The following is a 14995-nucleotide window of genomic DNA, read 5'->3' as shown; positions in this document are numbered from 1 at the left end:
TATTATAAGAACAAAATATAACTAATTCATATCCAGTGCCTTATATAATGGAATAATAATAATAAAAGATACAATCAAAGACGGTAATATAAAGCTCCCATTATATATCGTAGAATATAACCAGACATTCTGCCCTTCAGGTGCATAGTGGCCGAAAAATATTACCCCTGATAAAAGATGTGATAAAAACCGTCCTAAACCACCAATTAAAACACCTGCAAAGGCTGTACAGTAAAATAACCGCTGACTCCTATTTTTAATTACAATAAAACCAGCTAGACCAAGTAACATATAAGCTACCGGATAATCAAGCAGTAATTGTACAGGGTGAACAATATAGGCATCAAACATAAGCTGGGCTAAGCCATAGATGAAACCAGTTAACATACCGGGAAAACCACCCCAGCGCAGGGCAATAATTAGAATAGGCATCATTTCCAGACTTACTGAACCGCCTTGAGGCATTTTCCATAATCGAAAAAAATTCAAGACAACACTAAGGGCAACAGCAAGCCCCATCTCTGTCATCATTCTTACCCTTTTATTTGGCATAAAAAATCTCCTCCTGTTATTTTAGTAAGCAAAACCAGAGGAGCAGTAAAGATTTTTCCCTTCGCCTGCATTACCAGGATCAGGTCAGTGGGTCGATATGAGTATCCTCTCAGCCCTCCAGTTAGGCTCCCCATTTAAGTATATTCATCAAAAAAGTTAAAAATCCTGCAATAAACACCCTTTATTTAGTCTTTTCACGCATTTTAGCTAAGGTATCAGCTGGATTATCTGTTTTAAATATTGCCGAACCAGCCACAAATATATCTACCCCAGCATTAGACAATTCATTAATGTTGTCTAAATTAACCCCACCATCAATTTCTATTTTTATATCCAGATTACTTTCCTGAATAAGTTCTTTTAATTTTACTATCTTTTGAAACATTAGTGGGATAAAGCTTTGGCCGCCATATCCAGGGTTTACAGTCATTAATAAAATATAATCAATTTTATCAAGAACATATTCCAGTACATTTAAGGGGGTTGACGGATTTAATGCTACACCTGCCTTACAGCCTTTATCTTTTATCTGTGAAATCACCCGGTCTAAATGAGTAACTACCTCAGCATGGACAGTAATGAGATCACTACCTACTTCTGCAAAGGTAGTTATATATTTTTCAGGCTCAACAATCATTAAATGAGTATCAAATTTCAATGATGAATAAGGTCTCAATGCTTTAATAAGACCTGGCCCAAAACTTATATTAGGAACAAATCTACCATCCATTACATCTAAGTGGAGGAAATCAGCTTTTTCAACTTTTTTAATTTCTTCCCGTAAATTACTAAAATCTGCTGCCAGAATTGACGGTGAAAATAATGACATCGCATACACTCCCTACTTATTTATTTCTTCATAAAATAATTGATATGACTTATACCTATCTCTGGAAAGCAAACCATTACTAACTGCATCTTTAACAGCACATCCTGGTTCATGTGTATGACTACATCCCCTGAACTGACATTTATCCAGATAATCACTAAACTCGGGGAAAAAATACCTTAATTCCTGATGTTTTATATGCTTAATAGATAATGAAGTAAAACCAGGTGTGTCCGCTAACCAGCCACCTTTATTAACAGGTAGCAATTCAACATGTCTAGTAGTATGAACACCACGTTTTAATTTAGGACTAAGTTCAGCAACAGCCAGTTTTGCATCAGTCATTTCATTAATTAAAGATGATTTACCTACCCCTGAAGGTCCTGTTAAAACATTAACATGTTCATCTAGTGTTTTACCTAAGATATCAAGACCTTTTTTTTCTTTTACACTTATAAAATATATTTTATAACCTGCCTGAAAATAATCTTCAAAACCCTCTACTGGGGATTTATTCATACTTAGCTCCATTTTATTAATGATAATAAGGGGCTTCAGCCTCATATCTTCAACCATTAGCAAAAAACGGTCTAATAACCTCCTATCAAAAGCTGGTTGATCCATGGCTAACATAATAAGTACTTGATCAACATTGGCAATACTAGGTCTAAAAAGAAGATTTTTTCGTTGATAAAGCCTTTCTATAACCCCATCAGTAAACTCCACTAGATCACCTGGATAGATCTTATCTTTTATTTTTCCACGAACCTTAGTTTGATATATCTTCTGATTACAGTCTGCTGGAAAGAAAAATCCCCCAACAGCCTTAGTCACTATACCTTTCATTGCTTCCTCCCTTTAATATCCCAGCTTGTACTCTTGCCACAATTGATCATTAGTATATACCTCAAATATTGTTGGACCAACACTATTAAAGTTTAAAGCAATATAATCCCCTGGTTGATGTTTTTTATTATACATAAGATCACTTCCATTGTTATCATAGATAATTATTTTTATCTCTTGATTCCTCGGGCCAGCAGGGACTGACTGAATCTTAAATACCCCTGAGTGAACATCAGCATTATCTTCGTTGAGCAGCCCCTTACTAATTGTAATATTAATTTTACTTCCTTCGGCAATTTCATTGCCAGAACTATACTGCTGCTTGGCAACCTGGCCTTCCTTAAATCTCTTACTATATTCCTCATTTATTTCACCAAGAGTAAGATTATATGCTTCAATTCTTTCAACTGCTTTTTCCCTACTTAACCCCAGAAGCTCTGGCATTATTACCCGGTTTGGTTCTGGACCTTTACTGATAATGAAGTCAATTTCTTCTTCTACCCCAATCTCTTCACCAGGTTCAGGATCTTGGTTAACTATCTCCCCCTCTGTAATCTCACTGGAATAGATATACTCTTCCTTCCCCATGATAAGGTTATTATTATCCAATATAACCCGGGCCTCTCTTAAGGTTAACCCCAGAAAATCAGGTGCTTTTAATCTGGCAGGTCCTTTACTAACAGTAACCATAATAACCCTGGTCTGACGGACTCTTTCACCACCTGTCGGGTACTGAGAAATAATATCCCCCTTTGGAATTTCCGGGTGGTTAACCCCTTCATTTTGCTCCTCTATCTGCAGCCCTACCTGGGCTGCCTCTTTAGCTGCTTCCTGAAGGTTCATACCAATAATATCTGGAACCTCAACAACTGGAACATCCATATAGCGTTGATAAAAGATAAACATAGTTATCCCTGTAATTGCTAGAAAGATAACTAATGCCACGATCCATTTAACCCAGGCTATTTTTCCTCTTTCTTTTTGCTGACTTAGATATTCCCTCTCATCACTACCCGTTTTTATCCCCTTATCTCTACTATCTACCTTTACTCTTTTTAAAACCTTGGTCTCGTCATTATCTGAAGCAACAAAATTAGCTGGTTTAATATTATCTTTTAGCTTAGCAATGACCTTATTAATACTCTTTTTCATCTCATCAGCATTCTGAAATCTAACTGAAGGTTCTTTAGCAATAGCCCTCATTACTAATTTTTCAACTTCTTCAGGTATATCAGGGTTAATCAGACCAGGTCGTTTAGGTTTTTCCTGGATATGTTTTAAAGCTACAGAAATCGGGCTATCACCCTTAAAAGGAACTTGACCTGTCAACATTTCATAGATTACTATGCCCAGTGAATATAGGTCTGAATAACTCTTTATTTCTCCACCTCTGGCCTGCTCAGGAGAAAAATAATGGGCACTCCCTACAACAGTATCAGTTATTGTCAAGGTGGATGATGTTGCTGCCCTGGCAATACCAAAATCAGTTACTTTTACCTGTTTATCAGGGGTTAATAAAATATTATGAGGCTTAATATCACAATGAATAATATTATTGTTATGGGCGACTATTAAGGCAGCACATATCTGCCGGGCTATATCCAAAGCCTCAAAGGTATCCAGTCTACCTTTTTCCTTAATAATATCCTTTAAGTTATAACCATCAACATCCTCCATCACCAGGTAATGATATTTTCCATCCTGTCCAATATCAAAAATATTAACTACATTTGGGTGTGACAAACGGGCAACTGCCTTGGCTTCATGCCTGAATCTCTTTACAAAATCCTTATCATTTATATATTCAGGACGTAACATCTTGAGGGCCACTTTGCGGTCAAGGAGATCATCCTGGGCTTCATAGACAATAGCCATACCACCCTTACCCAGTTCCTTTATTATTTTATAACGTTTATTTAATACTTTTTCCAGCATGCTTACACCCCATATTATACCCGGAAGAGAATAAATGTAATATTATCATTACCACCATTTTCCAGGGCCTTTTCTCCCAAATTATTACTTAACTCTTTTAGATTAGAATGACTCTGATACAACTCTTCAATAATATTAAATTTAACCATATCACTTAAACCGTCAGTACAGAATAACAGGATATCATTATTCTGTAAGGAAACCTTTTTGGTCTCAACCTTTAAGTTACTAGAAGTACCCAATGCCTGGGTAATTATATGTCGTTGTGGATGATTAAAGGCCTCTTTACATGTTATTTGATTATTTTTAAGTAGTTGATTTACCAGGGAATGATCAGTGGTTAGTTGTTTGCCAGTATTATCCCTGAAAAGATATATTCTACTATCTCCTACATGTCCAATATATAAAGAATTTTGGTAGATTATACCCATTGAAAGAGTTGTACCCATATCACGATACTCCTGCTTTTGATTTCCAAGCTTGTGAATATTCATGTTTGCGGCATTAATACTATCTTCTATTTCCTTTAAAAGGTTATTTTGAAAAACAAAATTATATTCATTTATAAAATCAACCGCCAGTTTACTGGCCACCTCCCCAGCACTATGCCCCCCCATGCCGTCAGCAACTGCTATCAAAGGGTATGGTTCCATTTTAACCAAATAGCTATCTTCATTATCATCCCGAACCTTACCTATATTTGTATAAATCTTGTATTGCATCTTATCCACCCCTTATTTATTAAGGTGACGCAACTGTCCACAGGCAGCCTGTATCTCGGAACCTCTTTCCTGTCTAATAGTACACTCAATTCCTCTCTCTTCTAAAATTCCTTTAAAATCAATCATATTTTCCCTGCCAGGTCCCTGAAAACCAAAACCAACAACCGGGTTTAAAGGAATTAGATTTACATGACACAAATAGCCTTTTAGTAAATCAGCCGTTTTTTCTGCCATTTCTATTGTATCATTAATCCCATTTATTAAAACATATTCAAAACTAACCCTACGATTAGTTTTATTAATATAATAACGTACTGCTGATAATAGTTCATCTAAAGGGTATTTCTTATTAATCGGCATAAGTCTGTTACGCAGGCTATTTACCGGGGCATTTAATGAAATAGCCAGTACTAACTGTGCTTCAAGGTCTGCTAATTTTCTGATAGCAGGAACAATACCCGAGCTTGAAATAGTAATTTTTCTCATACCAATATTAAAACCCTTTTCATCATTAAATATATTAACAGCCTTCATGACCGCCTCTAAGTTTTCTAATGGTTCCCCCATACCCATAAAAACTATATTGGAGATTCTAGGTTCTCCATAAGCAACTTTACTTATATCTTTCTGCATCTGAAATGCCTGGTCAACAATCTCACCTGTAGTAAGATTTCTGATAAACCCACTTTTACCGGTTGCACAAAAACTACATCCCATCTGGCAACCTAGCTGGCTGGAAATACAGATACTATTTCTCCCATCAGCAAAAGGCAGATATACACTCTCTATCTGCTCTGCATCAGATAAACCCCATAAATACTTGATAGTACCATCTTCAGCCTCAATAGTATCAACCTTAATAAGCCTTTCAAAATATGCTTTCTCCTTTAAATAGTCAATCAAATCAGCAGGTAAATTAGACATATCTTCAAAATAGTCAATACCATTCTTATACAACCAGTTAAAGACCTGTTCTGCTCGAAAAGCTGGAAAACCATTTTTAGCAAACCATTTACTTAATTCATTTCTTTTTAAAGACTTTAAATCCTGCTTATTCATTAAAAATCCCTTCTATTTTACCTTTTTAAGTTTGGCCATAAAAAAACCCTCTGTTTTACTTTCTGGTGGAAACATTTCCAGAAAGCCATTACTATCAACCGGATATGTTTTGGCCAGTCCCAGTTCTGCCAAATCTTTACTTAAATCAATTAATTCCAGTTTTCCTTGGTGGGCAGAAAGTATGTCATTTATTATATCCTGGTTTTCGCTACTATTAAGGGTACATGTAGTATATAATATCAAACCATTCTTTTTAACTAACTGTACGGCATTGAGCAGTAATTCCCTCTGTATTTTAATAATCTCTTTAATATTCTGTTGACTTTTATTCCATTTTATCTCCGGTTTCTGACGAATCAATCCCAGGCCAGAACACGGTGCATCAACCAAAATCATATCAAACTTTTTATTATCCCTATATTCCCTACCATCATTCTTAACAGTTTTGACAATTTTTACACCCATACGCTGACAATTTTCTTCAATCAATTTTAGTTTATGTTGATAGATATCCAGGGCAATGATACTACCCTGATTATCCATTAACTCAGCCAGGTGAGTGGTTTTACCACCAGGGGCAGCAGCCATATCCAGAACACGCATACCTGGTCTAACCCCCAGTAATAATCCGGCCAGAGTAGCAGCAGGACCCTGAATAATAAATCCTCCGTCATTAAATAAAGGCAGTTCAGTAATAGAATTAAAACCCTTCAACTGGTATGAACCATTGACCGGTTCTGCTGTTAACCCAATTTGGTCAGTTACAAAGGTCTGTATAAATTCTCTGGAATGTATTTTCAAAGTATTCATCCTGATATATAGACCTGGAGGCTGGTTATTTAAGCTGCACAGTTTTAATGTGCGGGTAAAACCATATTGTTTAAGCCATAATTCAACAAGCCAGCGGGGGTGTGAATGATAATGAACCAGGTATGATATAGGGTCATTTTCCTTATCAGGAAATAATACCTGCTTTTTTTTTCTAATAAACCCCCGTAATAAAGCATTAGCAAATCTTATACCACCTTGATGTGTCAGACCTTTTAAGGCATTAACTGTCTCATAAACAGCCGCCCGATCAGGTATCCGTTCAAGAAAAAGCAGCTGATATATACCCATCCTAAGGGCAGTTAAAACAGCACTGTCTATTTTTTTTAGAGGTCTATTTGATAATTTAATAATATAGTAATCCAGTCTATTTTTATATCGTAATACCCCATAAACAATTTCTGTCAGTAAAGCTCTGTCCCTTTTATCAGGGATCCGGGGCAGTCTTCTGGAAAGTACAATATTTGAATAAGCACCATCTTTTATTTCTTCAAGTATAGTAAGTGCATCTCTTCGGATAGTCATTAACTATATATTCTCCTTTAATCATCCCGGCCCATACCAAATAGCATTAAGATTCTTAATAAATTAGCCAGAGCTACCAGTGTTGCAGCTACATAGGTAAAGGCTGCACTGCGTAAAACCTTTTTAGCACCCTGTAGTTCTTTTCCTGTTAGGTACTTATTTTTACTTAGTAAGTTAATAGCTCTATTGCTGGCATTAAATTCAACTGGCAAGGTCACTAAATGAAATAAAAAAGCACCCAGGAATAATACTAAACCAAGCATAATCATAAAATCTGCCCTAATAAAAAAACCAAAAAGGGCTAATGGCAACCCCATACTTGAGCCAATATTAGCAGCTGGAACTAAACTGGCCCTAATTTTAAGTGGTCTATAATCTCTAGCATCCTGAATAGCATGCCCAGCCTCATGAGCAGCCACGCCAATAGCAGCCAGAGAATTATTACCATATACTTCTCTTGATAGATTTAAAACTTTTTTTTGAGGGTCATAATGATCAGTAAGCCTACCTTCAATTTGTTGTACTGCCACATCAGTAATTCCCTGTTTAGACAGCAATTTGCGAGCAGCCTCTGCCCCTGTTAAACCAGAGTTAGAGTAAATTTTATTGTATTTGTTAAATGTCCCCTTAACCTTATACTGAGCATAAATGGCCAACAAAAAGGCAGGTATTATTATAATAATTGTTGGATCATAAAAAAGTGGAAAATACATTTCTTACCCCCCTTCTTAAGATACTTAAAATAAGAAAACCATTATTTAAACTTACTCCCCGGCAATAAATCATAGCCGCGTAAAAATTCCTCTGCCAGCATCCTCTGTTTGCCTGCTAGCTGAATTTTTTCTAGACTAATTAGTCCCTTTCCTGTCATAACAAGTAAACCATTTTGCTCATCAGCAACCAGTATTTCCCCTACTGATTTATCATTATTAATATATTTATTATCTTCAACAATACTGACCTGCCAGATTTTAATTAATTCCCCCTGATAATGAGTAAAAGCCCCAGGCCAGGGATTCATTCCCCTTACATGGTTATAAACAGATTTGGCCTCTTTACTCCAGTCTATCTCACCATCACTCTTAACTAACTTATAAGCAAAAGAGGCCAGACTATCATCCTGTTTTTCCCTGGGAGCTGTTCCTTTCGCAATATCAAGAATAGTTTTCAGCAGAAGATCAGCACCAGCCACTGCCAGTTTATCATGTAAGGTGCCGGCAGTATCAGCCTTCTCTATTGGTACTTCTTTTTTATATATTATATCACCAGTATCCCAGCCCTCATCCATATACATTGTGCTAACACCAGTAATAGTATTACCATCTATAATCACTTTATTTATCGGACTGGAGCCTCTATACTGTGGTAATAATGAGGCGTGTAAATTAACACATCCACAGCTTGGTATAGCAAGGAATTCACTACTTAATTTTTGTCCAAAGGCAACCACAACAATTATATCAGATTCTAATTCTTTGAGTTCTGCTATAAAATTAGGACTATTAACATTATCTGTCTGCAAAAGATTTAAACCCAGCTTCAAAGCTGTTTTTTTTACTGGAGAGGATTGTAATTTCATCCCTCTACCCTTTTTTCGATCAGGTTGTGTAACAACCCCTTTAATTTCTATTTCCTGATCCCCTGCCAGTTTTTCAAGACTATATACAGCAAAATCAGGTGTCCCCATAAAAATTACCTTCATCATATCACCTCAGACTGTTTCCTAACTTATCAATAAATAATATACCATTTAGATGATCTATCTCGTGCTGTAAAACCCTGGCCAAATATTTATCAGCTTCAATTACAATTTCTTCATTATCTTTATTCAAACCCTTTACTGTAACACGTCTAGGCCGAATAACATCCCCTTTTTCACCCGGGACACTCAGACAAGCCTCTTCCATAATTATCTTTTCATCTGAAACAGTAAGAATTTCTGGGTTAATCAATGCTATTAAGCCTCTGCCATCATCTGCATCAATAGTAATAATCTGCTGTAAGATACCAACCTGTGGTGCAGCCAAACCTGAACCAGGGGCATCATACATAGTCTCAGCCATATTTTCTATTAGTTCCCTTGTTTTTTCTGTAACTTCCTTGACCTTTCTGGCCTTACTTCTTAAAACCGGATCACCAACTTTTCTAATCGGTAAAATAGCCATATAATTCACCTCCAGAATTTTATTATAACATTTTAATAGGATCAACATCAATAATAAAACCAATCTCCTTATCCTGTTCAGGTAGAAATTTACTCCTTGTTTCTGCCAGGATAAAATTCCTCTTTGCCCATCCCTGTATTTTTAAAATAATCTGCCATCTGTAACGATTACGCAGCTTATTTATAGGGGCAGGTGAAGGCCCTAATATTTCTTTGATATATTGCTGATAATCTTTTAGAAAGACATTAAGTTGCTCAGCGGCTTTAACTACTCCTTGTTCTTGATAACCCTGAATAATGATATTTACCAGTTGTGAAAAGGGGGGATAAAAGAGTTTCTTCCTTGAATTTATCTCTTGATTATAGAATTGTAAATAATCATGTTTACTGGCTGCGATAATACTATAGTGTTCTGGAGTATAAGTTTGTATAATAACTTCACCATTTTTACTACCGCGTCCAGTCCTTCCAGCAACCTGAGTCAGCAATTGAAAGGTCCTCTCTCCCGAACGGAAGTCCGGTAAATTAAGAATATTGTCTGCTGTAATAACACCTACTACAGATATATTAGGATAATCATGTCCCTTAGCAATCATTTGGGTGCCTACCAGTATATCGGTCTCCCCTTTTTCGATCCGCTCTAATATTTCATAGTGTGACCCCTTTCTGGTAGTTGTATCAACATCCATTCTCTCAATAACAGCACCGGTAAATTCCTTTTTCAACTCCTCTTCGATTCTTTCAGTACCAATACCAAATTTTTTGATAAACACACTACCACAGGCAGGGCAGTTTCGGGGAACAATACTAGTAAAATCACAATAATGACAGCGCAGACTATTTTCAGATTCATGATAGGTAAGTGATATATCACAGTTTTTACATTTTATAACATGCCCACATTCCCGGCAAAGTATAAAATTTGCATATCCCCTTCTATTTAAAAAAATTAAGACCTGTTCTTTTTTTAATAGTGAATTATTGATTGCCTTTTTTAGACTGGTACTAAAGATAGAGGTATTACCGTTTCTTAGTTCTTCCCTCATATCAATAATACTAACAGGTGGCATTTCTTCTGTATTGATTCTCTCAGTCAAAGCCAGATATTTAAATTTACCCTCTTGAGCATAATAATAACTCTCTAATGAAGGAGTAGCAGAACCAAGAATCACTACCCCCCCACTTAATTTTACCCTTTTTAAGGCTACTTCACGTGCATGGTAATAAGGGTTTTCACCCTGTTTATATGATGTCTCATGTTCCTCATCAATTATAATCAGACCACAGTTTTTTACTGGAGCAAAAACCGCCGATCTTGCCCCAATGGCTATTAAAGCCTCTCCATAATACAGCCTTCTCCATTCATCATAACGTTCCCCAAGTGATAAATTACTGTGAAGAACAGCTATTTTATCACCAAAACGCTGATAAAATCTCCTGACCATCATTGGAGTAAGAGAAATCTCAGGGACAAGTACTATAGCACCCTTACCCCTACTGAGACCTTCTTCTATTATACGCAGATATACCTCAGTTTTGCCACTACCAGTAACACCATGTAATAAATAGCTATCTGTTTTATTTCCTTTTATATTAACTAATATCTTGTCAATTACTTCTTGCTGTTCTTTGGTTAATTCCGGTTTGCTGCTGCCAGGACTGCTTTTCTTAAAATACGGTCTTCTTCTACTGATCTTCTCCTCATATTTTAAATAACCCTTTTTTATCAACCTGCTCACAGTCCCTGCTGAAGTACTAACCCGCTCTGCCAGTTGACTTGTACTTAGATACTCATCATTAGCTAATAAAAACTCCAGAATCTCTTTCTGTTTAGGGGCTTTTTTCCTCAGTTCATTTATTATTCTATCAGTCTCTTCCTGATTTTGATTTAAGCTAAGAAATCGGACCCTTTTCTTTTTGACTTTTCCTGTTATTACACCAGTGGGAATAGCTGATTTTATTACTTTAACCAGAAGGCATTTATAATATGAAGCCATCCATTTAAATAATTCCAGCATTTCCTCATTAAATAACTCTTCTTTTGTTATAATAGAACTTATATCCCTAACTCTATCTTTATCCAGGTCAGTAGTATTACTAAAGCCTATTACAAAACCAACTACCATCCTGTTGCCGAACCTTACCTTGACTGCATGCCCTATTTTAATTATATCCTTATATTTCTCTGGCACCCGATAATCATAACTATTATCCAGATGTGATAAGGGTATATCAACAATTATTTTCACATAATCAGTCATTCCTTTTTCCCCTCTGCCAGCCTAATTCCCGCAAGGCAAAAAAACCACCTAGGATTAATACTAAATAATAGATAATAAATCTCCAGACCAGTGTTACCAAACCAATTAGTCCTTTAGGAATAAAAGAAACAAATAAGGAAGCAAAACCAATCTCAGCAATACCACTGGCTCCTGGTGTAGGCATATACGGTATTACTAAGTTGAAAATAGTCTGCATAATAAAAGACCTTAAAAAATAAGGTTCTAAACCAAGACCAATCAACAAAATCGGAAGAATCATAAATAATGAGCTCCAATAAAGAATAGTATATAAACAGACTAAAAATAGCCTGATTTTGTTCTTCCATAACAATTCAAGGGAAAGGTGAAATTCCTTTAATTCTCTTTTAGCCCTGGCCAACAATTTTTTTATCCGATAACTCTTTTTAACAAGTGTCCTTATTTTTTGGATTTTAAATAAAAAGTCCAGAATATAATTTATTACCCCTGGAACAAGACTTAGTACCAGGATTGAAATAGTTATTAACATACCAACACCCAAGGCAATATAAAAAATATAAGATGGAATAACCCCTGGTGATATATATTTGTTAAAAAATAATAGAAACATAGAACTTGCAATACTGAAAAATGAAATTCTAAGAATAAAATTAATTACAATAACCATTGTACCCTGACCAACAGTCAGTCCCTTTTTATGTAATATATAGATCTGATATGGACCACCACCAGTTGCAGAGGGAGTAACATTGGAAATGAAAGAGCCTCCCAGATAAATAATTATACCTTCCAAAAGACTAATATTACCTCCAACTGTTAAAACCATTACCTTTAACCTGACTCCAGCAGCCAACCAGTTTGTCAATAATAAAACCATCAACAGAATAATCATTTTAAAGCTTATACTGGAAATGGCTTCTCTAAGGTGATCAATCTCTATGGTATATAATATAAGTATTGTTGAGATAAGTAAACTTATTATCAGCGCATACCGCAGTCCCTTAAATGCTGCACTTAAATTAATAACCTTACTTTCTGACCTATCTCCCATTCTATCACCTCTTATTCTAAGAAAAACACCGAAGGATAACCTCCGGTATTAAAAGCCTATATCATAAACCAGCCTCTTTCTTTAAAACAGCCGCCTTATCTATTCTCTCCCAGGGCAAATCAAGGTCTGCCCTTCCAAAATGACCATAGCTAGCGACCTGTTTATAGATTGGTTGGCGAAGGTTTAAAACCTCTATAATTTTTTCTGGTCTAAGATCAAACACCTTCTTTACCAGACTAACTAGTTTATTATTATCTATCCTACCTGTTCCAAATGTATCAACCATAATAGAAACAGGTCGGGCAACACCAATAGCATAAGCAAGCTGAACTTCACACCTAGCGGCTAATCCTGCTGCAACTATATTTTTGGCAACATAACGGGCTGCATATGCAGCAGAACGATCAACCTTGGTCGGGTCTTTTCCAGAAAAAGCCCCACCACCATGTCTAGCAGCACCACCATATGTGTCAACAATGATCTTTCTACCGGTCAGGCCAGTATCACCATGAGGACCTCCAATAACAAATCTACCTGTAGGATTAATTAATAATTCAGTCTTATCATCCATAAATTTTTCTGGAATAACCTCTTTGATGATATGTTTAATAATATCATTACTTATTTCCTTATTATCTACCTCTGGATGATGCTGGGAAGAAACAACTACTTTATCTATTCTAACCGGGGCCCCATCAATATATTCGACTGTAACCTGTGTTTTGCCATCTGGTCTTAAGTACGGTATTATTTTATCTTTACGAACAAAAGCCAGTCTTCTGGCAAGTTTATGGGCCAGGGTTATAGAAAGGGGCATTAGTTCATCTGTTTCATTACAGGCATAACCAAACATTAACCCCTGATCTCCAGCACCCAATTGATTTTCTTCTTCTCCCATCTTAGACTCTATTGCTTTATTAACACCCAGGGCAATATCAGGAGACTGCTCATCAATAGCCGTTAAAACAGCACATGTATCACCATCAAACCCAAATTTAGCCCTATCATAACCAATCTCCTTAACAGTCTTCCTGGCAATCTCAGTAATATCTACATAACAATCAGTTGAAACCTCACCAGAAACAAGGATTAAACCTGTAGTGACAAATGACTCGCAGGCAACCCTGGCCATAGGGTCCTTACTTATAATAGCATCTAACACTGCATCAGATATCTGATCTGCCACTTTATCTGGGTGACCCTCAGTTACTGATTCAGAGGTAAAAAAATATCTCTCTGTCAAGATTATACACCACCTTGGATTAAACTTTATTTTGGAAATTTAAACAATATTTTTAGTTTAGCATAATAAAATAATACTGTCAAACCATCTAATTCCGTTATTTTTTAAGTCATAAGAAAAACAATATTATCTAATTAGTTTCTTATGTCGTATATAAATTAATAATCCCCCTAAAACAATGGCAAATATACTGACTAACTGAGCAATACGCCAGGGACCTAACATCAGACTATCGGTTCTGATTCCTTCGATAAAAAAACGCCCTAGAGAATAAGTAATCAGATATAACAGGAATAAATCACCTTTTTTAATAAATTCTTTCCTTCTAATAGATATTAAAAAGATAAATACAAGCAAATCCCAGCTGGATTCATATAAAAAAGCCGGGTGGTGATAGTAACCATTTATATGCATCTGCCTTTCAATAAAATCAGGGAAAATACTTATAAATTCCTTACTTACAATTCCACCATATGCCTCTCTGTTGATAAAATTCCCCCAGCGGCCGAACGATTGCCCCAGAACAAGGGCAGGGGCTATAATATCGGCTGCCTGCCAGAAAGACACCCCTCTTTTTCTGCTTAGAATTATTAAAACTAGCAGTCCAGCCAGTACTGCACCATGTATAGCAATTCCACCTTCACGAAAGGCAAAAATACGCCTTATATTACCTTTATATATCTTAAAATTAAAAACAACATAATACAATCTGGCAGCTATTATTGCTGCTGGTATAGTAATCAAAAAATAATCAAGGAAAAAATCACTAGCTATCCCCTGTTGAGCAGCTTCTCTATTTATTAAAAACATAGCAATCAGGGTAGCAGCTGCAATTATGACCCCATACCAGCGTATTCCAAGTGAGCCAATATAAAAAGCAACAGGATCAATAATAATAACCATCCTTTCTAATAAAAATCACTTTTAATTACTATATAAGTTTCATTTAATTTATTCACACTAATGCTTTGTGTAAGCCA

Annotated in this window: 14 protein-coding genes and 1 riboswitch; all 14 genes read right to left on the bottom strand. The window is 36.0% G+C overall.

Going from position 1 to position 14995, the window contains the following annotated elements:
• Positions 1-21: 21 nt before the first annotated feature.
• The 14 genes from thiT to lgt all read right to left on the bottom strand — a co-directional run bounded on the left by thiT (position 22) and on the right by lgt (position 14918).
• Positions 22-552: an energy-coupled thiamine transporter ThiT gene (gene thiT / locus D7D81_RS11795; RefSeq protein WP_125990222.1), complete on the bottom strand. Its 531-nt coding sequence runs from the start codon at positions 550-552 to the stop codon at positions 22-24.
• Between the two features lie 39 nt (positions 553-591).
• A riboswitch (TPP riboswitch) is annotated at positions 592-695 on the bottom strand.
• Between the two features lie 38 nt (positions 696-733).
• Entirely contained in the window at positions 734-1381 is a 648-nt protein-coding gene (rpe, locus tag D7D81_RS11790) for a ribulose-phosphate 3-epimerase (RefSeq protein WP_125990220.1), read from the bottom strand.
• A gap of 12 nt (positions 1382-1393) precedes the next feature.
• Complete coding sequence (gene rsgA / locus D7D81_RS11785; RefSeq protein WP_125990218.1) at positions 1394-2227, bottom strand: ribosome small subunit-dependent GTPase A; 834 nt, start codon at positions 2225-2227, stop codon at positions 1394-1396.
• Between the two features lie 12 nt (positions 2228-2239).
• The gene (gene pknB / locus D7D81_RS11780) at positions 2240-4162 is read right to left on the bottom strand and encodes a Stk1 family PASTA domain-containing Ser/Thr kinase (RefSeq protein ID WP_125990217.1); all 1923 of its coding nucleotides are present in this window, start codon (positions 4160-4162) and stop codon (positions 2240-2242) included.
• A 14-nt stretch (positions 4163-4176) separates the two neighbouring features.
• A complete protein-coding gene (locus tag D7D81_RS11775) occupies positions 4177-4884 on the bottom strand; it encodes a Stp1/IreP family PP2C-type Ser/Thr phosphatase (protein WP_125990215.1) in 708 nt (235 codons plus the stop codon).
• Positions 4885-4896: 12 nt separating this feature from the next.
• Positions 4897-5943, bottom strand: a complete 1047-nt coding sequence (gene rlmN / locus D7D81_RS11770) for a dual-specificity RNA methyltransferase RlmN (protein WP_125990213.1) — start codon at positions 5941-5943, stop codon at positions 4897-4899.
• A 12-nt stretch (positions 5944-5955) separates the two neighbouring features.
• A complete protein-coding gene (gene rsmB, locus D7D81_RS11765) occupies positions 5956-7296 on the bottom strand; it encodes a 16S rRNA (cytosine(967)-C(5))-methyltransferase RsmB (protein ID WP_125990211.1) in 1341 nt (446 codons plus the stop codon).
• Positions 7297-7313: 17 nt separating this feature from the next.
• Positions 7314-8009: a zinc metallopeptidase gene (locus D7D81_RS11760; RefSeq protein ID WP_125990209.1), complete on the bottom strand. Its 696-nt coding sequence runs from the start codon at positions 8007-8009 to the stop codon at positions 7314-7316.
• Positions 8010-8050: 41 nt separating this feature from the next.
• Positions 8051-9001 carry a methionyl-tRNA formyltransferase gene (gene fmt, locus D7D81_RS11755; RefSeq protein WP_353622077.1) on the bottom strand — a complete coding sequence of 317 codons (951 nt, stop codon included), beginning with the start codon at positions 8999-9001 and terminating at the stop codon, positions 8051-8053.
• Between the two features lies 1 nt (position 9002).
• The gene (gene def / locus D7D81_RS11750; RefSeq protein WP_230869727.1) at positions 9003-9461 is read right to left on the bottom strand and encodes a peptide deformylase; all 459 of its coding nucleotides are present in this window, start codon (positions 9459-9461) and stop codon (positions 9003-9005) included.
• 22 nt (positions 9462-9483) lie between these two features.
• Complete coding sequence (gene priA / locus D7D81_RS11745) at positions 9484-11721, bottom strand: primosomal protein N' (RefSeq protein ID WP_125990205.1); 2238 nt, start codon at positions 11719-11721, stop codon at positions 9484-9486.
• A complete protein-coding gene (locus tag D7D81_RS11740; RefSeq protein ID WP_125990203.1) occupies positions 11714-12772 on the bottom strand; it encodes a lysylphosphatidylglycerol synthase transmembrane domain-containing protein in 1059 nt (352 codons plus the stop codon). Before D7D81_RS11740 ends, priA begins: the two co-directional genes overlap by 8 nt.
• A gap of 61 nt (positions 12773-12833) precedes the next feature.
• Complete coding sequence (metK, locus tag D7D81_RS11735) at positions 12834-14015, bottom strand: methionine adenosyltransferase (protein ID WP_286169627.1); 1182 nt, start codon at positions 14013-14015, stop codon at positions 12834-12836.
• A 126-nt stretch (positions 14016-14141) separates the two neighbouring features.
• A complete protein-coding gene (lgt, locus tag D7D81_RS11730; protein ID WP_125990200.1) occupies positions 14142-14918 on the bottom strand; it encodes a prolipoprotein diacylglyceryl transferase in 777 nt (258 codons plus the stop codon).
• Positions 14919-14995 lie beyond the last annotated feature (77 nt).

Source organism: Halocella sp. SP3-1 (assembly GCF_003953885.1).
Lineage (GTDB): Bacteria > Bacillota > Halanaerobiia > Halanaerobiales > DTU029 > Iocasia > Iocasia fonsfrigidae.
This window is presented reverse-complemented; position numbering and strand designations above follow the sequence as displayed.